Origin of the sequence: Bradyrhizobium sp. 521_C7_N1_3, from assembly GCF_052075975.1 — a bacterium.
Taxonomy (GTDB): domain Bacteria; phylum Pseudomonadota; class Alphaproteobacteria; order Rhizobiales; family Xanthobacteraceae; genus Bradyrhizobium; species Bradyrhizobium japonicum.
This window is the reverse complement of the sequence record NZ_CP197232.1, coordinates 3,415,095-3,436,649: the sequence shown is the minus strand read 5'-3', so window position 1 is coordinate 3,436,649 and position 21,555 is coordinate 3,415,095. Positions and strand designations below refer to the sequence as shown.

Sequence of the window (21,555 nt, the reverse complement as noted above, 5' to 3'; positions counted from 1 at the left end):
AAAGTCTTGCCGCGGAGAGACACCCCTCATCCGGCGCGCTACGCGCGCCACCTTCTCCCACAAGGGGAGAAGGGAAGAAGCACTCCTTCACTCCTGCGCCGTCGCCTTGAGCGCCTTGATGACGTCCTCGCGGGCTATGATTCCGACCAGCTTCTCGGCGCCGTCGAGCACGATGATACTCCTGATGCGGTGCTCGACCATGATCTGGAGCACGCGCGTCAGCCGCGTGTCGGGGCTGACATAGATGAACTCGGGCGTCATGACGTCGCCGATCCTGCGGCTCATCAGGTCGTGATAGCGCGGCAGCATCTGGCTCGGCGAGAACGCGAAACACTTCAGGATGTCGAACTTGGTGACGATCCCGACCACCTGCCCGTCGTCCTCGACCGGATAGGAGTTGAAATCATCACGCTCGAACATCTCGCTGAGCGTAAGCAGGTCCTGGTCGCGCCGCGCTGTCCTGACGTTGCGCGTCATGTAGCCGTCCACGGTCTGCTCAAGAAACTTGTACACGGCGTGTCCTCCTCGATTAGCTTTTTTTGGGCCGGGCGGCCGTCAGTGCGACAGCAGCACGCTGCGGGCGGATTGCGTGACCAGATATTCAGTGACGCCGCCGAGGATCAGCTCGCGAAATCGCGAATGACCATAGGCGCCCGCCACGATCAGGCCGGCCCCGACGTCGCCGGCGACCTGCTCCAACTGCGCGGCAGCGGTTGCGTTCCGCACGGCCTCCGAGACGCGAGCGCTCGCGGTGACGCCGTGACGGGCGAGCCAGGCGGCAACGTCGGTGACGCCGGCCATCACCGCCGAACGGTCGTCATCGCGCTCCGGAATCTCGACGATGGCGACGTCCCTCGCCTTGCGCAGCAGCGGCAGAGCGTCCGCCACCGCGCGCCGCGCCTCCGGCGTGTCCTTCCATGCCACCAGCACGCTGCGCAGATCGAGCCAGTTGACCTTATCGGGCACGACCAGAATCGGTCGGCCGGCCTGCATCACCAGATCCTTGGGGCTCACAAGCGAAAACGCATCGGAAAAGGCCGGGCTGTGCCCGCCGCTGACGACGATGTCGGCGCACCGCGCCTGCGCCAGCACGAATCGTGAGGGAAAATCCATGGCGCTGCGCCATTCCACGGGCCTGCTGCGAGTCCTGGTCGCGGCGCGGAATTCCGCCTCCAGAGCGGCGAGGCACCTCTTGACGGAGGCCTCCTCCTGATCGATCAGACGCTGGGCCTCGGCGCCTCCGATGAAATAAAGCGGCGGGGCGAACCGCGCCGCGGCGACCCCGACAATGGTGGCCTCGAATCGTTCGCCGAGCTCGCCTGCGGCCTGAAGACGCGCATTGTTGGGCTGATCCAGCGCCAGGCTGACCATCACTGTCGCGTATGTCATTAGGGCTCTCCGGGGCAATGAACTGCCGCAGAATCTAGCCTCGTCGCCACAAGGCAGGATGAGGTAGATCAAATCGCCGGACGCGGCCTTGAGCGAAATCCGCCAATGGAATCAGACATCCGAACTTGCCTCGGGCCGGTCCATGGGCGAAATTGCGGTCATGTTCGCGGCACCACGCCCGCCGCGCGAAGATGGGAGTCATCGCTTGTCGCCGACCCGCGTAACGCATCCGCCAGACGACAGTCGTGGCGAGCATTTCCGGGTCCGGATCGAGGGGTTCGGCGTCGGCACCTGGGATCTTGACCTGACGACGCGCGAGCTGGAGTGGTCGGAAACCGCGAGGATGCTGCTCGGTATCGAGCGGGGCCAGCCGGCAAGCTACGACCTCTTCCTGTCGCGCCTCGAGCCCGACGACCGCGCGCGCGTCGAGAACGCGATCAAGCAGGTCTCCGAGCATGGCGGCGGCTTCGACGTCTCCTTCAGGATTTCCGGCAACTCCGGCCGCGGCAAATGGATCAGGGCCCGGGCCGGCTTGATCCGAGACGAATCCGGCGTCGCGCGCCATCTCAGCGGCATCTTTCTCGATATCGACGAGGAGAAGCAGGTCGAGGAAGCCCTGCGCACGCGTGAGACCCACCTCCGCTCGATCCTTCACACCATTCCCGACGCCATGATCGTCATCGACGGTCGCGGCATCATGCAATTGTTCAGCACCGCCGCCGAGCGCCTGTTCGGCTGGTCCGAGCAGGAGGCGATCGGCCAGAACGTCAGCATCCTGATGCCGGAGCCCGACCGCACCCGCCACGACAGCTACATCGCGCGCTATCGCAGCACGAACGATCCGCACATCATCGGCATCGGCCGCATCGTGACCGGCAAGCGCCGCGACGGCACGACCTTTCCGATGCACCTGTCGATCGGCGAGATGCAGTCCGCCGGCGAACCCTATTTCACCGGCTTCGTCCGCGACCTCACCGAGCACCAGCAGACCCAGGCGCGGCTCCAGGAACTGCAGTCCGAGCTCGTCCACGTGTCGCGGCTGACCGCGATGGGTGAGATGGCCTCGGCGCTTGCCCACGAGATCAACCAGCCGCTGGCGGCGATCAGCAATTACATGAAGGGATCGCGGCGGCTGCTGGCCGGCAGCACCGATCCCAACACGCCGAAGATCGAAAGTGCGATGGATCGCGCCGCGGAGCAGGCCTTGCGCGCCGGCCAGATCATCCGCCGCCTGCGCGACTTCGTCTCCCGCGGCGAGTCCGAGAAGCGGGTCGAGAGCCTGTCCAAGCTGATCGAGGAAGCCGGCGCGCTCGGGCTCGCCGGCGCACGCGAACAGAACGTGCAACTCCGCTTCAACCTCGATCCCGACGCCGATCTCGTGCTCGCCGACCGCGTGCAGATCCAGCAGGTGCTGGTCAACCTGTTCCGCAACGCGCTGGAAGCGATGGCGCAATCGCCGCAGCGCGAGCTCGTCGTCGCCAACACCCGCGTCGGCGACGACATGATCGAGGTCGAGGTGTCCGACACCGGCTCCGGCTTCCAGGGCGACGTCATTCCTAACCTGTTCCAGACCTTCTTCACCACCAAGGAAACCGGCATGGGCGTGGGACTGTCCATCAGCCGCTCGATCATCGAGGCTCACGGCGGACGCATGTGGGCCGAGAGCAACCCATCGGGCGGCGCGACATTCCGCTTCACTCTCCCGGCAGCCGATGAGAATTGATCCATGACGACCAAGGGACATGTCTACGTCATCGATGACGACGAGGCGATGCGGGACTCGCTGAACTTCCTGCTGGATTCCTCCGGCTTCGGCGTCACCCTGTTTGACGATGCGCAAGCCTTCCTCGATGTCCTGCCCGGCCTCGCCTTCGGCTGCGTCGTCTCGGACGTGCGCATGCCTGGTATCGACGGGATCGAGCTGTTGAAGCGGATGAAGGCGCAGCAAAGCCCGTTCCCGATCCTGATCATGACCGGCCATGGCGACGTGCCGCTCGCGGTCGAGGCGATGAAGTTGGGGGCGGTCGACTTTCTCGAGAAGCCGTTCGAGGACGACCGCCTCACCACCATGATCGAGACGGCGATCCGACAGGCGGAGCCGGCGGCGAAGAACGAGGCGATCTCGCAGGACATCGCCGCCCGCGTCGCCTCGCTCAGCCCGCGCGAGCGCCAGGTCATGGAAGGGCTGATCGCGGGCCTCTCCAACAAGCTGATCGCCCGTGAATACGACATCAGCCCCCGCACCATCGAGGTCTACCGGGCCAACGTCATGACCAAGATGCAGGCCAACAGCCTCTCGGAGCTGGTCCGGCTGGCGATGCGCGCCGGGATGCTGAAGGATTGAGGCAGGTCAAAATCATTCTCCCGGGCCGTGCTAGCCAGATGGGATGATCGAGATCGGCTCGCACCATCAGCGGCTTCCAATGACGTCATCCGCAAAGCCCACCGTCTACGTGGTCGACGATGATGCCGCTGTGCTGGGATCCCTGCAATTCCTGCTGGAAACCGACGGCTTTGCCGTGCGGACCTTCAGGAATGCCACCGCGCTGCTGAATGCCAGCGGCGCGCAGGGGGCGGACTGCTACGTGATCGACTACAAGATGCCCGACATCAACGGCATCGAGCTGGCCGGCCGGTTGCGCCAGTCCGACGAGGGCACGCCCGTGATCCTGATCACCGGCTATCCCGATGGGAATATCTCGGCCCGGGCGGCCGCCGCAGGCGTCAAGGACGTGATCTTGAAGCCGCTTCTCGACGAAACCCTGGTCAAGTCCATCCGCCACGCCATCCGGGGCGGCCGCGGGAACTAGGGAAGTTTCGTAGCCCGGATTTCGCTTCGCTCCATCCGGGCTACGCGTTCCCGTGACCTAAGGGATTCTACGTAAGGGCCCCCCCTTAAGATATCTCGCGAAATTTTCGAAACGCCCGAACCCGCGTACCAAAGCGTCATCACAACGGAGATGGCGCAGATGCTGACCGAGACGCTCAACACCCAGGCGATCAACACGCAAGTCCGTGGCAAGATCGCTCCTGCCCATCCGGTCTCCGACCAGTTCGGCGCGATCGCCGGCCATGTCGGCCTCGTCGCCACGGAGTTCTCCTACCGCAAGGACGAGGAGATCTACGGCGAGGACGAGCCGGCCGAATATGTCTATCAGGTCGTCACCGGCGCGGTGCGCAGCTACAAGCTGCTCTCCGACGGCCGCCGCCAGATCGGCTCCTTCCATCTTCCCGGTGACGTGTTCGGCCTTGAATCCGGTCCCAGCCACCGCCTCGCCGCTGAAGCCATCATCGACACGACCGTGCGCCTGGTGAAGCGCGCGAGCCTGGAGAAGGCCGCCGGCACTGACGTGCAGGTCGCCCGCAAGCTCTGGGCCATGACCGCCGGCGAACTACGCCACGCCGAAGACCACATGCTGCTGCTCGGACGCAAGACCGCAATGGAGCGCGTCGCAACCTTCCTGCTCGAGATGGACCGCCGCCTTGCGGTAGCCGGCATGATGGCGCTGCCGATGTGCCGCCGCGACATCGGCGACTATCTCGGCCTGACGCTGGAGACCGTGTCGCGCGCGCTGTCGCAGCTTCACACCCAGGGCATTTTGGGATTTTCCGGCGCCCGCCAGATCGTGCTGCGCAACCGTCAGCGCCTGCACAATCTCGACGCCTGATCGCTTTTTTCCTCCCCACCCACTTGGCCGGCTGTTCAGCCGGCCATTTTCTTTGGCGCGACCATGCCGGTGCGCCGGGTTTCCGGCATCACAAAGAGGATCAGCAAAAGCCCGGTCGCGGCGACGCCGGACAGCCCGATGAAGGCGGTGGCATTGCCGAACTTGTCGCTGACATAGCCGCCGAGCGCCGTGCTCAAGGACGCCCCGATGCCGGTCGCGGTCCCGACGATGCCTTGCGCCAGATTGAAATGGCCGCTGCCGAAGGCGACGTCGGCCACGATCAGCGGGATCATCACCGCAAACACCGCCGCCGTGATGCCGTCGAACACCTGCACCGCGACCAGCAGATAGGGATCGCGCACGGTCGCAAACAGAAGGCCCCGGATCGTCAGCGCAGCGAATCCGATCAGCAGCAGCGGGCGCCGGCCCCAGAGCTGCGCCTTGCGCCCGACCGTCGGCGATAGCAGGGCCACGATCGCCTGCGGCACGACGATGCAGAAGGCGACGAGCACGGTTGCCCACTGGCTCGACCGCGCCGTCACCGCGCTCGCCATCAGCGGCATCATCGCGGCGTTCGCCAATTGCAGCAGCAGCACGCTCAGCGCGAAGACGATGAGCGGGCGTTGCCGGATCAGGTGCCAGATATTGGTGTCGCCCGGAACCGGCGCCTCGCGCGGCATCTCGCCGTGACAGCGTGCGATGTCCACTTCCTCCTCGCGGATGCGCGACAGCGCGATCAGGGTCGGAATCGCCAGCAGGAAGGTGACGAGGAACACCGAGCGGCTCGACAGCAGATAGCCGGCCGTGCCCATCACGGCTGCGGCGACGCCGTTGCCGAGGGACGCAAAGCGCGCATTGCGGCCGAGCCGCTCGCCGATCGCAAGCGGACCGACGAGGCCGAGGCTGATCGCCGCGATCGCCGGCCCCAGCACGCAGCTCGCTGCCGCATGCAGCGTGGCCGCGGCCACCACCACGGGGAAGATCGGCATCGCCGCGTAGGCGAGCGCGCAAAAGCCGATGGTCGCGATCGCAAGGGCTGCGACCAGCCGCTCGGATTTCGCGGCATCGATGATCGCGCCACCCGGCATCTGCCCGATCAGCGCGACGATGCCACCGATCGACAGCACGAGGCCGATCTCGACCTGGGTCCATTTCTGCGTCGTAAGATAGACCGCGATGAAGGGGCCGAACCCGGTCTGCACGTCGGCGAGGAAGAAGATGAACCAGTCGAGGCCGCGCAGGCTCTGGCGCGACGGCGCCGGAAGGCCCGCAGGCGGCGGCGCGGCGACGTTGTACCGTTCAACGCGGCTATCGCGATCTGCGTGGTTCGGCTTCCTCGACAACAGCACCGGCGGCCATCCCTCCCCGCGCCTCACTGAATCGCTTGCAGCGGCTGCAGGCTGCCGGACGCGCCGAGCACCACCATCGGCGTGTCTTCCTTGTATTCCGGCGCGGCTGCGACCTGCGCCTTGGTCAATTCCAGCGTGATGCTGTCCTTCTTGTTGGCAATCTTGCCGAACCGCATCGCGTTCCAGTCCACCACGATCTTGCGGCTGCCGACGCCGAGGAAGCCGCCGAAATCGATCACGGCGGCGCGCACATGGCCGGTGCGGTCGACGATGATGTCGACAATGCGGCCCATGTCCTCGTCGGCGGCGCTGCGCACGTCGCGGCCGAGCACGCCATGGGCGTCGCTCGCACCGATGATGGTCACGGACGGCGGCGGCGCGGCGTCCTTCGGCGTGACCGGCACGGTAGAGGCCGGCGGCTGCACCGTGGCCGGTGCGTTCGCTTCGCTGGGGGGCGTCGTTGGGCCCGCGGACGGTTCCTCCGCGGCACGCGATGCGGCGACCGTCAATCCCGCGACGATCGCCGCGCTCAGAACCAACCATCCGGCGGTACGCATGATACCCTCCTCGCAGGCGCCGCTAGCGCGCCAGCACGATCGAGACCTGGATCCGGCCGCGCGTGCGCAAGACCTCCAGCGCGACGTCGTCGCCGTGGCGGCTGACGCGCAGATCCACGCTGGAATTGCCCAGGCGCAGATCGCGCAGGATCACCTCGTTCAGGAACGCCGGCAGATGCGGATTGCGCAGGCGAATCTCGCCGCGCGCGACGTCGAACTCGATGCCGAGCGCGGCCTCCAGCAGCGTGAATGGCGTCGCGCTGGCCCAGGCCTGCGGCGCGCAGGCGACGGGATAGAGCGTCGGGCCGCGCCGCTTCTCGCGCCGGAAGCCGCAGAACAATTCGGGCAGCCGCCGCAGGTCCATGTAGGTCGCCGCGTCGAACAGGCCCTTGAAGACATGCGCCACCGAATGCTTGAGCCCGTAGCGCGCGAGCCCGAGCGCGATCAGCGCATTGTCGTGCGGCCAGATCGAGCCGTCATGATAGGACATCGGATTGTAGCGCACCTCGCCTTGCGCGACCGTGCGGATGCCCCAGCCCGAGAAGAAGTGCGGCGCCATCAGATCGGCGGCGACGAGACGTGCGCGGTCCTCGCGGATCATGCCGCTGAACAGCGCCTGCCCGGCGTTGGATGTCCGCACCTTGCAGGGCCGTTTCCTGCCGTCGAGCGCGAGCGCATAGGTACCGAGCTCCTCGCACCAGAATGCCTTCTCGAACCGCTCGGCCAGCGCCTTGGCCTCGGTCTCGAGCTTTTTGGCGAGGTCCGGCTTGCCGAGCCGCAACGCGCAACGTGCGGCGAGCTGCTTGGCGGCAAAGACGTAACCCTGCACCTCGGCAAGGGCGAGATTGCCTTCCGCAAGCTGGCCATCGGCATGGAAGATCGCGTCATACGAGTCCTTCCAGCCCTGGTTGGCGAGACCCTTTTCGGTGGCGCGCTGATATTCGACGAAGCCGTCCCTGTCGGGATCGCCGGGGCCGTCGATCCAGGCCAGCGCCGCCTCGATCGCCGGCCACAGCTCGGTCAGGGTCTTCTCGTCGCCGGTGCGCTCGAAATAGCTTCCGGCGAGCAGCACGAACAAGGCGGTCGAATCCACGCTGCCGTAATATTGCGCGAACGGCACCTCGCGGAGCGCAGCCATCTCGCCGCCACGCATCTCGTGCAGGATTTTTCCGGGCGCCGCATCGTTCAGCGGATCGACCGCCTCTGCCTGAAAATGCGCGAGCCGCCGCAGCACACCCTTCGCGACCCGCGGATCGATCCACAGCATCTGCAGCGCGGTGATCAGGCCGTCGCGGCCGAACGTCGTCGAGTACCAGGGAATGCCGGCATAGGGATAACGCCCCTGCGGCGTCTCCGTCATCAGCATGTTGAGGTCGGCCATGGCCTGGCACAGCACCTCGTTGAAGATGTTGTTCGACGTCTCGATGCTGGCCATGCCCGTGGTCGACTGGCGCATCTCGCGGCGATGGGCGAGCAGGCCCCTGAAAAAGCGCGCGGGCTTCTCCGCGATCGGCCGATTGCAGGACACCGCCACGAACAGCGATTTCGACTGATGCGGCTCCAGATCGAGCTGCCAGGTCGCGGCATTCACCGACAGCCGCGTCGGACGCGGGTCGAAATGCAGGCCGGTGGTACGCACGGCATCGTCAAGGCCGCGATAGTGGAACAGCACGTCGGTCGGCCCGAGCAACTTGCTGGTGCCCGTCCCGCGGTGGGGGCGCCGCTCGCCGCGCACCTCGAACAGATCGGCAAAGTCGCTGTCGAACAGCAGCGTCAGCTCCGGGCTGGCGCGACGGTCGCCATGGTTCTGCACGCCGATGCGCTGATAGGCCGTGCCGCGCCACAGGAAGATCGTGCGCACGATGTGCAGCAGGTCCTTCTGCAGCACGATGCGGCCCTGCCGATAGATATCGGGATTGGTGAGATCGACGGTCAGGGCCGAATTGTCGTCGCGAAGATTCGAGCCGAGCAGCAGCGGCTGGAGATCGTCGAGCACGAGCTCCAGCCGCGCCAGATAGCGCGTGTCGCAATTGAACAGGCCGTCCGGCCCGCCCGCGGAGGCGCCGATGTCGCCATGGCTGTCCAGCACGATGAAGGTGTCGTCGTGCTTGAGCGACCGACGGGGCCGCGCGGCGGGCCCCGTCATCGGAATGTAGAACGCCTGCTCCGCGACGGCCTCCTCCGTCTGCGTTACCGAGATGATCTGGGTTACGGCTTCGGCTGCCATGAGCTGCTCCCCTGCGGCCTATTTTTCGAACGCGACCAACGCAAACGCAACTGTTGGACTTACGCGGCGAACTTGGCGAGCCGGCTCATCTCCTGCGTCACCAGCTCACGGTAGGGGCCGTGGCCCTGCATCAGGCGGTCGGGCGCGCCGTCCTCGATGATCTTGCCATTCTTCAGCACCAGGACGCGATCGAAATTGCGCAGCGTCGCCAGCCGGTGCGCGATCGCGATCACGGTGCGGCCGCGCATCAGGCGCGACAGCGCCTCGCGGATCGCCTCCTCGGATTCGCTGTCGAGCGCGGCGGTGGCTTCGTCCAGCAGCAGGATCGGCGCGTCCTTCAGGAAGGCCCGCGCGATCGCAATGCGCTGGCGCTGGCCGCCGGACATCTTGACACCGCGGTCGCCGACCATGGTGTCGAGGCCTTCCGGCAGGCTGTCGATGAAATCGCAGCGCGCCGCGATCGCCGCGCGCAGCACCTCGTCGTCGGTCGCGTTCGGACGACCGTAGCGGATGTTCTCGCGAATGGAGCGGTGGAACAGCGAGATATCCTGCGGCACGACCGAGATGGCCTCACGCAGGCTCAGCTGGGTCACCTTGGAAATATCCTGGCCGTCGACGGTCACGCTGCCTTCGTCGACATCGTAGAATCGCTGCAGCAACGTGAACAGGGTCGATTTCCCTCCGCCCGACTGGCCGACCAGGCCGACGCGCTGGCAGGGCTGAAGCCGCAGGCTGAACCGTTCGAAGATCTTCTCGCCGCCGGGATAGCCGAAGGTGACGTTGTTGTACGCGATCGCGGCGCCGCTCTTCATCAGCGGCTCGGCCTCGGGATGATCGCGCAGTTCATGCGGCACGAGCAAGGTCGCGATCGCCTCGGTCAGGCGCGCGACGTGCTGGGTGACATCGACGAGCGCCACCGCGAGATCGCGCGTCGCATTGAGGATGGAGAGGCCGAGCGTACAGACCAGCACGACATCGCCGGTGGTTGCCTCGCCCTGCTGCCAGAGCGTGATCGCCCAGGCCATCAGCGCAACCGTCAGGACGACCGTCACGCCGGCATGCGTGAGCCGCAGCTTTTCCAGATAACGCAGGCTGCGGCCACGCGCGGTCAGTTCCCGGTTCACCGTCGCGTCGAACCGCTCGTGCTCATGGCCGATGCCGCAAAAGGCGCGGACCAGCGGCATGTTGCTGATGACGTCGATCATCTCGCCGTCGACGACGGCGGCCTTGTCGGCGAAGTCGTCATGCAGCGGCTTGCCGGCTGCGGCCAGATGGAACATCGCTATCACCATACCACCCGCGACCACGATCAGGCCGAGTGCCATATAGGGACTGACGGTTCCAATCAGACCGATGGCCGCAATTGTGGCGATGCACGGCGGCAACACATTCCAGACGAACATGTTCTCGACCGTGAACACCGCGTTCGAGGTGGCGGTGATACGGCTCGTCAGCATGCCCGGCATGCGATCCGAGAAGTAGCTCGGCGCATGTCCGGTCAGATGACGAAATATGTCACGGCGCAAATCGCCCGTGACACGAACGAAGGTGAAGCTCGCAGTCCAGCTCGCGATCCGCCACAGAAAATTATCGGCCGCGATCAGCGACATGAGTAAAATGAATGCCAGCCATACGCTGCCACCGTGCGAAGTTCCCGCGGACAGGCTGTCGACCAGGGATTTGACGCCGTATTGCGTACCGACGGAACAGGCAACGGCTGCAACGACAGCGGTCAGGATCACGAGATGCGATGCCGGCCGTCGTCGCAGATAGCGCAAGACAAAGGCAAATGGCCTGCGCGCGTAACCAGAAAGATGATCCATGTGACTGCGACCCCGTCGTATTGATTTCGATTTTTCTATTAGCCGATTGAACATCGACCGCTTCGCCTCGGTTCCCGGGCCGGGCCATCACGACATGCGGATGCGGACGATGTGAGAAGAGGAGATGGCAGCATCGCGGCCGACTGAAGTGTGTCCAAGAAGTAACGTTCGTTGAAGGAACTTCGCAATTGCGAGAACGTTCCCTCGTCTGGCATGCCGGTGCCGAGACACGGCGGGGGTTTAACTTCAATGATCACAGAGGAGATGGCGAGATGCGCATCGCGCAGGTAGCTCCGTTGACGGAGGCTGTTCCACCCAAGCTGTATGGCGGCACCGAGCGGGTGGTGCACTGGTTGACGGAGGAATTGGTTACCCTTGGACACGATGTGACCCTGTTCGCCAGTGGTGACTCGCAGACGTCGGCGAAGCTCGACGCATTATGGCCGCGGGCGCTTCGTCTCGACGGTTCCGTGCGCGATCCCAACGCCCTGCACATGGTGCTCCTGGAGCGCGTGCGGCAGAAATGTGACGACGAGGAGTTCGACTTCCTCCACTTCCATCTCGATTACTATCCGTGGTCCCTGTTCCACCGGCAGCCGACCCCGTTCGTGACCACGCTGCACGGCCGGCTCGACCTGCCGGAGCATCAGCCCGTGTTCAACACCTTCTCAAAGATGCCGGTGATCTCGATCTCGAACGCGCAGCGCAGGCCGGTGCCGCAGGCGAACTGGGTGACGACGATCCAACACGGCCTGCCGGAGAACCTGCTGACGCCGAAGCCCGCGAAGCAGGAATACCTCGCAGTGCTCGGCCGCATCGCGCCCGAGAAGGGTGTCGACCGCGCCATCAAGATCGCGATGCATTGCGGCATCCCGCTGAAGATCGCGGCCAAGGTCGATCGCGCCGACCAGGACTATTACGACGAGCTGATCAGGCCGATGATCCAGAACAATCCGCTGGTCGAGTTCATCGGCGAGATCGGTGACCACGAGAAATCGGACTTCCTGAGCAGCGCGCTCGGCCTCCTGCTGCCGATCGACTGGCCGGAGCCGTTCGGCCTCGTGATGATCGAAGCGATGGCCTGCGGCACGCCGGTCGTCGCCTTCAACCGCGGCTCGGTGCCCGAGATCATCGACGAGGGCCTCACCGGCTTCGTGGTCGAGGACATCATCAGCGCCGCCGGCGTCGTCAAGCGTCTGCCGCAACTCGATCGCGCGGCGATCCGCAAGCAGTTCGAGAAGCGCTTCACGGCGCGGCGGATGGCGCTGGATTATCTCGCTGCCTATCGCAGCCTGACGCAAGCGCAGGCGCCGCGGATCAAGCTGGTGAGCAGCGCGGAGTAGCAGCCAGAATCTCAGCTGTCGTTCCGGACAAGCGAAGCGCAGATCCGGGACCCATAGCCACAGGATAGCGTTTGGCGAAGACTCGGAGTTGCCTGTCTCGCGTCAAACTTCTCCCTGGGGTTATGGGTCCCCGCTCCCGTGCGCAATTGCGCACTAGGCGGGGACGACACTGAGTGTGTTGCAGAAGCGCCCTAACTCACCACCGCCCGCTTCGGCTCGACAATCTCGAACATGCGCGGGAATTCGTCCATCAGGCCCATCAGCTCGGCAAGCCGCATCGGGTTGCCCGCGAGCTTGATCTTGCCGGCGGCGACCGCTTCCGGAAAGCTCGTCAGTTTCGCGATGACCTCATCGAGCGTTGCGCGCGCGAGCGTGAAGCTGGCATCCGCATTTTCCGCCTGTACGCCTTCGGTATAGGTCAGCGCAGAGTTTTCCAAATTGAGCACGAAGATCTCGCCCGTATCCGAAAAACTCCAGTTCAGCACGATGTGCTTGCCCTCGGCCTTGGGGCCGTTGAGCCGAATGCCGAGCACGTCCCAAAGCTGCTCGGTGCGTAGCGCGGCCAGCGTCTCGCGCGGCATCGGCGGGCGCGGCGGCGTCTTCGGCATTCCCTGACGCAGCTCCTGCGCGCCGAACAGATAGGCGTTGCGCCAGGTCGAGCTCTCGGCGGCATAACCGAGCTGCTCGAGCGTATCCGCGAGCAACGCACGCGCCGCTTCATTCTCCGGCTCCGCGAAGACGAGATGGCCGAGCGCCTGCGCGACAAAGCGGAACTCGCCTTTGTCGAAGTCCTTGCGTGCACGCGCGAGGATGGCCTCGGCGCCGCCCATATACTCGACATACTTCTTGCCGGACTCGACCGGCGGCAGCGGATCGAGATTGACCGGGTTGGCATCGTACCAGCCGAGATATTTCTGGTAGATCGCCTTCACGTTGTGCCGGATATGGCCGTAATAGCCGCGGCCATGCCAGGCACCTTCCAGGCTCTTCGGCAACTGGATCGTCTCGGCGATCTCGGCGGCGGTGAGGCCGTGGTTCATCAGGCGGATGGTCTGGTCATGCGCGAACTTGTAGAGATCGCGCTGCTGCCGGATCATCGCGCCGATCCGCTCGCGCCCCCACACCGGCCAGTGATGCTGGCCGCACATCGCCTCCGCCTTGCCGTCCCAGAGCCGCAAGGCTTCGTTGAGGTACTTCGACCACGCCAGCGCATCGCGCACGTCGGCGCCGCGGAACGGCAGCAGATTGTGGAAATTGTGCGTGCAGTTCTCGGCGAGGTTCAGCAGCTTGTAGCGCGGGATGAAGAAGTGCATCTCCGCCGGCGCTTCGCTGTTCGGCGCCATCTGGAATTCGAATTCGACGCCGTCGATCACGCGCCTGTCGCCGGTCGCCATGATCAGGTCGGTCGGACGCAGCAGCGCGACCGATCCCGCTGCCATCGACTTGCCGAGGCCGCAATCGACCTGCCCTCGCGCCCCCTTGGCGAGGAACGGGCCGAACTGGTACTGCGCCCGGCGCAGCATCGCCGGTCCCGCGATGATGTTCTCGGAGACGGCGTGCTCCATGAACAGGTTCGGCGCAATGATCGGCACGCGCCCGGTCGCCAGCGCATCCTCCTCCAGCACGCCGCGTGCGCCACCCCAGTGGTCGGTGTGGGTATGCGTGAAGATGACCGCCGCGACCGGCCGCTGGCCGCGGTGCTTGAAGTAGAGATCGAGCGCGGCACGCGCGCCCTCGATCGAGGTCAGCGTGTCCACGACAATGACGCCGCTGTCGCCTTCGATAAGCGTCATGTTGGCGATATCGAGCCCGCGCACCTGGTAGACGCCGGGCACCACCTCGAACAGCCCATGTTGCATGTTGAGCCGTGACTGCCGCCACAGGCTCGGATTGACAGTCGGCGGCGCCTGCTCGGACGACAGGAAGCCGTAGGGCTTCAGGCTCCAGACCGTCCTACCTTGCGGGTTGGTGATCTCCGCGTTCTCGATCGTGCCGAGGAAGCCGCGCGCGGCATCGTCGAAATCCCGCGTGTCGGAAAACGGCAGCGCATTCAGCATCGCATCATGCTGCGCGATAACGGACGGTGTTGCGTCCTTCGGCTCGTTGCTGGTCATTCTTGTTTCCTCCCGGCCTGTTGCGGCCATCTAACCGCATCCGGCGGAGGATTGCCATCGCCGGTCGAGGAGGAATCCGTAGCCCGGATGGAGCGAAGCGCAATCCGGGCGCCTTCGAGCCAGATGCGAAAAAGTCCCGGATTGCGCTTCGCTCCATCCGGGCTACGGCTAGAAGAGAGACCCCAGCTCGTCTACGCAGCAAGCCCTTCGGCGAGCGGCCGGCCTGATGCGGTCGCATCCGCCATCCGCAAATCCCGCGCCAGCACATAGCCGCCGCGTTCCTGCTTGGCCCGATAGAGCGCCTTGTCGGACCGCGCTAGCAGCGCTTCCGCGGTGCGCCCGTCGTCCGGCGCGACGGCGACGCCGACGCTGACGCCCACCTCAATGACCTGTCCGTCGATATCGTAGGGCATGCTGATCGACTGCACGATGCGCTGCGCCATCGCTTCCGCATCAGGCGCCGCCCGCTGCACCAGGACGAACTCGTCGCCGCCCATCCGGACCACGAGGTCATCCTGCGCGGCGAGCGCCTTGAGCCGCCCGGCGACCTGCTTCAACAGTGCGTCACCGACAGGATGGCCGAACCGGTCGTTCGCCTCCTTGAAGCGGTCGAGATCGAGCGTATGGACGGCAATCATCCCGGCCGCCAGCATCTGCGGCAGGTCCGTGGCCAGCACCGAACGATTGGACGCGCCGGTCATCGGGTCCAGGCGCGACAGCTGCTCGAACTGCCGCTTGAGCGTGATCTGGTTGATCGAGGCGTTGAAGCTCAGCCGCACCATCTCGAAACTGGCGGCTACATACATCAGGATGAGGAGCCCGAGCCCGACATGGCGGAGATCAGGCTGCATGAAAGTAACAATCGCGGCGGGGGCGGCGATCGCGACGAGATCGAGCAGCGCCGCGACGGGACGCAGCGCCAGCCGCGCCACCACGCCGGCGCCAAAGCCGAAGCCGATGCCGATCGCCATCACGGAACAGAGCGCATCACCCAGCACGATGCTGCGCGCGGCAAACACGCCGAGCACCAAGGCCGTTACAACCGTGCCGGCGACATAGCGACGCTCCCAGCGCGCGGCCTCGGCCCGATTTAGCTGCGGCAGCTGTACGAGGCGGCGGCGGAAAGCAAAAATCTCGAACAGGCGGACAATGGCCACCACGACACCGGCGATCGTCAGGCCGGCCGTCACGATGTCCCCGGTCTCGTAGGTTGTGATGGCGCCAACCATCGCGAGGCAGGCGGCAGCAAGAATGTTGGGCATCGTCGTGCCGTGAAGGCCCGCGATGACTTCCAGATAGACGGCGTCAGAAATCGACGCCCGTCCGGATTCCATTCTGTTGAACAACGTGCCAGCCCCATCCGCTGGCATGGTTCTACCGCAGACACGTAAAAATGGGTTCCCAGCGCAGCGAGGGCTTTTGAGCGGACGGATTTACCGCGCGTTAGCTATGCCTTTCGTTCCGCTACATCCCCAGCAGCCTCGGCAGCCACAGCGACAGGCCCGGCCAGTAGGTCACGACAACCAGGAACGCTAGCATCGTCAGCAGCCACGGCCACACCGCGACCGTGAGCTCTGTAATGCCCATCTTGGCGATGCCCGAGGCGACGTAAAGGTTGAGGCCGACAGGCGGATGGCACAGGCCGACCTCCATGTTGACCGTCATCAGGATGCCGAAGTGGATCGGGTCGATGCCGAGCTTTACCGCCACCGGAAACAGGATCGGCGCCATGATCAGGATGATCGAGGACGGCTCCATCACGTTGCCGGCGAGCAGCAGCAGCAGATTGACGACGAGCAGGAAGCCGATCCAGCCGAGGCCCTGATCGATCATCCATTGCGCCAGCGCCTGCGGCACGTTCTCGTAAGTCATCAGGAACGAGAACAGTACCGCGTTGGTGATGATGTAGAGCAACATCGCCGACAGATTCGCCGACGACAGCAGCACGCGCGGCACGTCACGCAGCTTCAGATCCTTGTAGATGAACACCGCGACGATGAATGCGTAGACGGCGCTGACGGCGGCAGCTTCGGTCGGCGTGAACAGGCCGCTGTAGATGCCGCCGATCACAATCACGATCAGCAGGATTCCCCAGATCGACTTGCGGAACGCATCGAGTCGCTGCATGAACGTCGCCTTCGGCATGCGCGGATAGTCGTTGCGCCAGGCGCGGTAGAAGGTCGTTGCTCCCAGCAGGAAGGCGAGCACGAGACCCGGGACGATGCCGGCGATGAAAAGCTTGCCCACCGACGTATTGGTGGAAACGGCGTAGAGCACCATCGGGATCGACGGCGGAATCAGGATTCCGAGCGAGCCCGAGGTCGTGATCACGCCCGCACCGAATTTCCTCGGGAATCCCTGCACGATCATGGCAGGCAAGATCACCGAACCGATCGCCACCACGGTCGCCGGCGAGGAGCCTGAAATCGCGGCGAACAGCGCGCAGGCGACCACGCCCGACAAGGCAAGACCACCGTACCAATGGCCGACCAGCGAGGTCGCAAAATTGATCATCCGCCGCGCCACGCCACCATGAGTCAGGAAGTTGCCGGCGAGGATGAAGAACGGGATCGCCATGATCTCGAAATTCTCGATGCCGGTGAACAGCTTCAGCGCCACCGATTCCGTTCGCACGTCGGTCAGCGTAAACATGAAACTGAGCACCGTGAGACCGAGCGCGATCGAGATCGGCATGCCCGTGAGCATCAGCGACAGCAGCAGCGCGAACACGATGGCAACGCGCAGGCCCTGCGGCAGCGTGATGACGTGGCCTGCATGCGCGAAGCAGATCGCGACGATCAGGACGGGCAGCAACATCAGCACCCAGCCCATCGGGCTGCGCTCGTCGCGGACCACCTGACTGCGCGTGACCGGCGCCGGATGAACCGGGTCCGGCTCGACTCCCTCGACGCCGGCCATGTCATGATGCGGCAGCTCACCGGTGCGGTAGAACGACCAGGCGACCTGGAGGAAGCGGAAGCACATCAGGCCGGAGCCGAGCGGGATGGTCAGGTACACCATCCACATCGGCGCTTCGAGGTCGTTGGACTGCTGTCCGGTGTGCCACATCTGGTTGACGAAGGCGCCGCCGAAATAGGCAACGATCGCCGTGAACAGCGCACCGCAGAGCAGGCCGAACGTGATGACGCGCCGGCGCGAGCCGCCCGGCAGCACATTCACCAATACGTCAACGCCGACATGGATGCCGGTGCGCACGCCATAGGCCGCGCCGAACTTCGCCATCCAGATGAACATGTATATGCAGAGCTCTTGCGCCCAGGACAGGTCCAGCGCGGCAAGCCAGACGAATGCGGCGCGCGACGGAACCGAGATGAAGCTCAGGTTGCGAGCCTCCGCCCATTTGGCGATGTCGATCGAGAGTCCGGCCCCATAGCGGTGCAGCACGGCGACGAAGATGAGCGACGTTGCGGCCGCGATCATCGTCGCAATCAGCCACTCCTCGAGATGATCGAGAAAACGATTCAGCACTCGCAGCAACTTGGTCCCCCCAGCATCGGCTCGTCATTCAAGAGCGAAACGGCCGGGAGTGGGATCACCCCCGACCGTTCATGGTTGTTCTTATTGAACTCGCGCGTCAGTTCATCTTGACGTCGAGTTCCTTGGCGACGAGATCGAGCACCTCCTGCCCGACCCGGCCCTTTGCCCATTTGTAAGTCGGCTGCATCGCTTCCTGCCACGCCTTGCGATCGGCGTCAGTCAGATAATGCAGCTTGGTCTTGCCCGTCTTCTTGATCTCGGCGAGCGCGTCCTCGTTCTCCTGGTGCGCGATCTGGTTGGTGTACTCGGTTGCATCCACCATCGCCTTCTCGAGCTGGGTGCGGATATCAGGCGGCAGTCCAGACCAGAATTTCGAGTTGACGATCACGGCATATTGCAGATGCGCGTGATAGGACACGGTGATGTCCTTCTGCACCTCGTAGAACTTCTGCGTCAGATAGTTGGACGCGGTGTTCTCGCAACCGTCCACCACGCCGGTTTGCAGCGCCTGGTAGACTTCCGAGAACGCCATGATCTGCGGGATCGAGCCGAGGATGCGGAAATACTGGTCGGCGATCTTCGACCCGGAGATGCGGAACTTCAGGCCCTGGAAATCCGCCGGCTTCATCAGCGGGCGATTGGCCGAGAGCATGTGGAAGCCGTTGTCCCAATAGGCGAGCCCGGTGATTCCCTTGGTCTCGAGCTTCTGGAACAGCCATTTGCCGACCGTGCCCTTCATCGCATTGGAATAGGTGATGTCGTCCTTGAAGAGCCAGGGAAGATCGAGCGCCTCGAACTCCTTGATGCCGAGCGGCGCGAACTTCGCAGTCGAGGGTGCCAGCATCTGCACCGAGCCGAGCTGGAGCGCCTCGATCTCCTCCTTGTCCTTGTAGAGCGTGGAGTTCGGATAGACCTCGATCTTGACCTTGCCGTCGGTGTACTTCTCGGCAAGCTCCTTGAACTTCAGCGCGCCCTTGCCCTTCGGGGTGTCGTTGGCGACGACGTGGCTGAACTTGATGACGATCGGACTCTGGGCCTGTGCCACGGCTGGGGCCACGAGAATAGCTGCGGCGGCGACCGCAAGAAGCAGCTTGCGCATGAAGTAACCTCCCAACAACCTCTAAAACCGGGTTCTTTTTGTTTTGCAGCCCGGTTTGCAGCCCAGTAGTGGCAGCAATCCACCACCCGAACAACTAGACCTAAGCCCAATTTGCCACGGGCAAGCTAGCTTGACGGCTGTTGTCCGCGCAACCCGGGACCCGCTCCCAGTCCCGGGTTGCGTACGGTTCATGTCGCATTGCGGCAGTGCGATCAGCCCTTGCGCTGGGCGACCATGAACAGACGCCGGAACGGAAACAGCGTCTGCCCTGCGGCATTCTTCGGATAGGCCTTCGCCACCCGCTCACCATAGGCGGCCTCGAACGCGGCCTTCTCGTCGCCCTGCAGGATGTCGAGATAGCGCGTCAGCCAGGTCCCCTTGGTCCATTCCTTCACGGGATTGTCGCCTTCGAGCGCCTGCAGATATTCGGTCTCCCAGATGTCCACGTTCTGGGCAAGCGGCGCGAGCAAATCATGATAGAAGGCCGGCCCTTCGACCGGCGGCGGGGTCACGAGATGCTCGACCTTTGACCGCCACGGGCCGTTCAGCGCCGTCTCGCCGATCAGCACATGCGATGGCGCGAGGAAGTTGCGCGGCATCTGCACCGCAAGCATGCCGCCGGGCGCCACCTTCGCCATGACCGACGGAAACAGTGCTGCATGATCGGGCAGCCAGTGCAGTGCGGCATTGGAATAAATCAAATCGTATTGCCTGGCGGGGCGCCAATGGCCGAGATCCTCGTGCGACCATTCCACGTCCGGCGCCGCCTTGCGGCCGGCGGCAACCATCTCGGCCGAGCCCTCGACACCGGTCACGGTCGCGTCCGGCCAGCGCTCCTTGATCAGTTTTGTCACGTTGCCGGCCCCTGCCCCGAGATCGGCGATCGCGCGCGGGGCGAAATCCGGAATCCGCATCAACAGGTCAACGGCGGGCCGAAGCCGATGGCCGGAGAATTTCAAATATTGCTGCGGATCCCAGACCATTGCTCAACGCCTTTTCTTTTTCGTGTTTCCTTCGTCGAGGCTCTTGGTTACCACTGCTCGTCCCGCTCAGGCAATTCGCGAAGCCGGCGGGACGGGCAGGAAACGAACAACAAGACGCAAAAAGCAAACAAGAGAGCGTGTGACCATGGACCTCGGGCTCAAATCGAAAACCGCAGTCGTGACAGGAGCGAGCATCGGCATCGGCCGCGCCATCGCCAAGGGCCTGGCTGCCGAAGGCGTCCGCGTCGTCGGCGTGGCACGGCGCACTGATCTGCTCGCCGAGTTGGTGAAGGAAGTCGGCTCCGGCCTGATCACGCCGTTCGAGCAGGACGTGATGGCCAAGGACGCCGCGGAGAACATCGCGGCCTTTGCGCAAAAGGAGCTCGGCCATGTCGACATCCTCATCAACAATGCCGGCGGCAGCCGCCCGCTGCCGGTCGATGCGCCCGACAGCAAATGGGACGAGGCCATCGCGCTGAACTTCACCAGCTACCGCCGCATCGCGCATGCGCTGCTGCCGCAGATGATCGAACGCAAATGGGGCCGCATCGTCAACATCACCGGCAAGTCCGAGCCGGAAGGCCTCAACGCTGCGTTCGCCGCCAAGGCCGCCGTGCACGCCTGGGCCAAGGGGCTGTCGCGCGAGATCGGCGAGCACGGCATCACCATCAACTGCATCCCGCCCGGCCGCATCATGAGCGAACAGATCCGCCGCAACTACCCGCCGGATTATCGCGAGCGCTTTGCGGAGGAAGAAATCCCGGTCGGCTATTGGGGCGAGCCGGAGGACCTCGCGGCGCTCGCGGTGTTTCTGGCCTCACCGGTGGCGCGCTACATCACGGGCACGGTGATCCCGGTTGATGGGGGACTGCGGCGATATCAGTTCTAGGGCGAGGGCTCCCAAGTCTGATCAGTCCGCGAAAGCATGCCACGTCCGCTCTGTGCTCGGGAGTGCGACGATCAGGCTGCCTATTCATGGAGGAGCGTTTGCCAGTCGGAAGGCACGGCCTCGGCCGGTCCGGGCACCGGCTGGTCCAACGGACGCGAGTGAGGGCCTTGGAGCTTCGGGCCGGCGAAACTCTCTCCTGTGCGATAGTCGTAAAACCATCGTTCGCCCGGCTCGAAGCTCGTGATAACAGGGTGACCTGTCGCCGCGTTGTGTTTCGATGCGTGCTGGTTTGGTGACGTATCGCAGCAGCCGATGTGACCGCATTCGACACATCGGCGAAGGTGCAGCCACCACCCGCCCGCAGCCGAGCATTCCACGCAACCCGTTCCGGTTGGCTTGGCTGCGAGGTTGATGCCATCCCGCTCAGACTTCATAGGTCAACTCACTGGAAATGCTCGCGGTCACCACGGACGCATTCACGCCGAGATCTCCGCCATGTGCACATTTTGCCAGTGTTTTGCCGGACGGGTCAACATCGCGACGGCACGGAGCCTCTCGCGGGACAATTGGGGGCGCGTTCACACAAAGTTGCGGCTGCGATGCGCAGGCGTGACAA

18 protein-coding genes and 1 pseudogene are annotated in these 21,555 nt (G+C 64.5%); 6 read left to right on the top strand and 13 right to left on the bottom strand.

The genetic code is table 11. From position 1 onward, the window contains the following. Positions 1-87 precede the first annotated feature (87 nt). A complete protein-coding gene (locus AB7008_RS15980; RefSeq protein WP_304493257.1) occupies positions 88-513 on the bottom strand; it encodes a CBS domain-containing protein in 426 nt (141 codons plus the stop codon). Positions 514-555: 42 nt separating this feature from the next. Beyond that, a complete protein-coding gene (locus AB7008_RS15975; RefSeq protein WP_304493256.1) occupies positions 556-1,389 on the bottom strand; it encodes a universal stress protein in 834 nt (277 codons plus the stop codon). A gap of 205 nt (positions 1,390-1,594) precedes the next feature. Here AB7008_RS15975 and fixL point away from each other — a divergent pair, with 205 nt between their 5' ends. The 4 genes from fixL to AB7008_RS15955 all read left to right on the top strand — a co-directional run bounded on the left by fixL (position 1,595) and on the right by AB7008_RS15955 (position 5,057). Next, entirely contained in the window at positions 1,595-3,112 is a 1,518-nt protein-coding gene (gene fixL / locus AB7008_RS15970; RefSeq protein ID WP_304494651.1) for a sensor protein FixL, read from the top strand. A gap of 3 nt (positions 3,113-3,115) precedes the next feature. Continuing rightward, positions 3,116-3,733, top strand: a complete 618-nt coding sequence (fixJ, locus tag AB7008_RS15965; RefSeq protein WP_028150099.1) for a response regulator FixJ — start codon at positions 3,116-3,118, stop codon at positions 3,731-3,733. A gap of 43 nt (positions 3,734-3,776) precedes the next feature. Beyond that, positions 3,777-4,199 (top strand): response regulator, encoded by a 423-nt coding sequence (locus AB7008_RS15960; protein ID WP_041955905.1) that lies wholly within the window; start codon positions 3,777-3,779, stop codon positions 4,197-4,199. Between the two features lie 159 nt (positions 4,200-4,358). Then, entirely contained in the window at positions 4,359-5,057 is a 699-nt protein-coding gene (locus AB7008_RS15955) for a helix-turn-helix domain-containing protein (protein WP_041956095.1), read from the top strand. A 35-nt stretch (positions 5,058-5,092) separates the two neighbouring features. Here the strand turns inward: AB7008_RS15955 and AB7008_RS15950 are convergent, their stop codons facing one another. The 4 genes from AB7008_RS15950 to AB7008_RS15935 are packed head-to-tail and all read right to left on the bottom strand — an operon-like array spanning position 5,093 to position 11,013. Further along, positions 5,093-6,406, bottom strand: a complete 1,314-nt coding sequence (locus AB7008_RS15950; protein WP_028156996.1) for an MFS transporter — start codon at positions 6,404-6,406, stop codon at positions 5,093-5,095. A 23-nt stretch (positions 6,407-6,429) separates the two neighbouring features. Next, on the bottom strand, positions 6,430-6,963 hold the full coding sequence (locus AB7008_RS15945; protein WP_028156995.1) for a PRC-barrel domain-containing protein: 534 nt from the start codon (positions 6,961-6,963) through the stop codon (positions 6,430-6,432). A gap of 22 nt (positions 6,964-6,985) precedes the next feature. After that, positions 6,986-9,190, bottom strand: coding sequence for an amylo-alpha-1,6-glucosidase (locus AB7008_RS15940; protein ID WP_441259047.1), 2,205 nt, complete (start codon positions 9,188-9,190; stop codon positions 6,986-6,988). A 59-nt stretch (positions 9,191-9,249) separates the two neighbouring features. Beyond that, positions 9,250-11,013, bottom strand: coding sequence for an ABC transporter ATP-binding protein (locus AB7008_RS15935; RefSeq protein ID WP_441259046.1), 1,764 nt, complete (start codon positions 11,011-11,013; stop codon positions 9,250-9,252). A gap of 272 nt (positions 11,014-11,285) precedes the next feature. Here AB7008_RS15935 and AB7008_RS15930 point away from each other — a divergent pair, with 272 nt between their 5' ends. After that, positions 11,286-12,356 (top strand): glycosyltransferase family 4 protein, encoded by a 1,071-nt coding sequence (locus AB7008_RS15930; RefSeq protein WP_041955908.1) that lies wholly within the window; start codon positions 11,286-11,288, stop codon positions 12,354-12,356. A 191-nt stretch (positions 12,357-12,547) separates the two neighbouring features. On the opposite strand, the gene AB7008_RS15925 is transcribed toward AB7008_RS15930, so the two are convergent. The 6 genes and pseudogenes from AB7008_RS15925 to AB7008_RS15900 form a co-directional block, all read right to left on the bottom strand. Continuing rightward, positions 12,548-14,470 carry an alkyl/aryl-sulfatase gene (locus tag AB7008_RS15925; RefSeq protein WP_441259045.1) on the bottom strand — a complete coding sequence of 641 codons (1,923 nt, stop codon included), beginning with the start codon at positions 14,468-14,470 and terminating at the stop codon, positions 12,548-12,550. 191 nt (positions 14,471-14,661) lie between these two features. Then, entirely contained in the window at positions 14,662-15,816 is a 1,155-nt protein-coding gene (locus AB7008_RS15920) for a diguanylate cyclase domain-containing protein (protein WP_441259044.1), read from the bottom strand. Positions 15,817-15,934: 118 nt separating this feature from the next. Next, positions 15,935-17,215 (bottom strand): TRAP transporter large permease, encoded by a 1,281-nt coding sequence (locus AB7008_RS15915; protein WP_244464060.1) that lies wholly within the window; start codon positions 17,213-17,215, stop codon positions 15,935-15,937. 219 nt (positions 17,216-17,434) lie between these two features. Further along, positions 17,435-17,911: pseudogene (locus AB7008_RS15910) on the bottom strand (TRAP transporter small permease); the annotation flags it as partial. Between the two features lie 154 nt (positions 17,912-18,065). Then, positions 18,066-19,067 (bottom strand): DctP family TRAP transporter solute-binding subunit, encoded by a 1,002-nt coding sequence (locus AB7008_RS15905; protein ID WP_014497080.1) that lies wholly within the window; start codon positions 19,065-19,067, stop codon positions 18,066-18,068. A gap of 212 nt (positions 19,068-19,279) precedes the next feature. Next, entirely contained in the window at positions 19,280-20,050 is a 771-nt protein-coding gene (locus AB7008_RS15900) for a methyltransferase domain-containing protein (protein ID WP_441259043.1), read from the bottom strand. A 145-nt stretch (positions 20,051-20,195) separates the two neighbouring features. Between AB7008_RS15900 and AB7008_RS15895 the strand changes: the two genes are divergently transcribed. Continuing rightward, complete coding sequence (locus AB7008_RS15895) at positions 20,196-20,939, top strand: SDR family NAD(P)-dependent oxidoreductase (RefSeq protein ID WP_028150112.1); 744 nt, start codon at positions 20,196-20,198, stop codon at positions 20,937-20,939. Between the two features lie 80 nt (positions 20,940-21,019). Here the strand turns inward: AB7008_RS15895 and AB7008_RS15890 are convergent, their stop codons facing one another. Beyond that, positions 21,020-21,373, bottom strand: a complete 354-nt coding sequence (locus AB7008_RS15890; protein WP_080669535.1) for a UBP-type zinc finger domain-containing protein — start codon at positions 21,371-21,373, stop codon at positions 21,020-21,022. Positions 21,374-21,555: the final 182 nt, after the last annotated feature.

Coding starts and splice junctions, on each gene's coding strand:
- AB7008_RS15940 (WP_441259047.1), bottom strand. CDS start 9,190: ATGGCAGCCGAAGCCGTAACCCAGATCATCTCGGTAACGCAGACGGAG.
- AB7008_RS15960 (WP_041955905.1), top strand. CDS start 3,777: ATGATCGAGATCGGCTCGCACCATCAGCGGCTTCCAATGACGTCATCC.
- AB7008_RS15975 (WP_304493256.1), bottom strand. CDS start 1,389: ATGACATACGCGACAGTGATGGTCAGCCTGGCGCTGGATCAGCCCAAC.
- AB7008_RS15945 (WP_028156995.1), bottom strand. CDS start 6,963: ATGCGTACCGCCGGATGGTTGGTTCTGAGCGCGGCGATCGTCGCGGGA.
- AB7008_RS15935 (WP_441259046.1), bottom strand. CDS start 11,013: ATGGATCATCTTTCTGGTTACGCGCGCAGGCCATTTGCCTTTGTCTTG.
- fixJ (WP_028150099.1), top strand. CDS start 3,116: ATGACGACCAAGGGACATGTCTACGTCATCGATGACGACGAGGCGATG.
- AB7008_RS15900 (WP_441259043.1), bottom strand. CDS start 20,050: ATGGTCTGGGATCCGCAGCAATATTTGAAATTCTCCGGCCATCGGCTT.
- AB7008_RS15890 (WP_080669535.1), bottom strand. CDS start 21,373: ATGAAGTCTGAGCGGGATGGCATCAACCTCGCAGCCAAGCCAACCGGA.
- AB7008_RS15905 (WP_014497080.1), bottom strand. CDS start 19,067: ATGCGCAAGCTGCTTCTTGCGGTCGCCGCCGCAGCTATTCTCGTGGCC.
- AB7008_RS15925 (WP_441259045.1), bottom strand. CDS start 14,470: ATGACCAGCAACGAGCCGAAGGACGCAACACCGTCCGTTATCGCGCAG.
- AB7008_RS15930 (WP_041955908.1), top strand. CDS start 11,286: ATGCGCATCGCGCAGGTAGCTCCGTTGACGGAGGCTGTTCCACCCAAG.
- AB7008_RS15895 (WP_028150112.1), top strand. CDS start 20,196: ATGGACCTCGGGCTCAAATCGAAAACCGCAGTCGTGACAGGAGCGAGC.
- AB7008_RS15955 (WP_041956095.1), top strand. CDS start 4,359: ATGCTGACCGAGACGCTCAACACCCAGGCGATCAACACGCAAGTCCGT.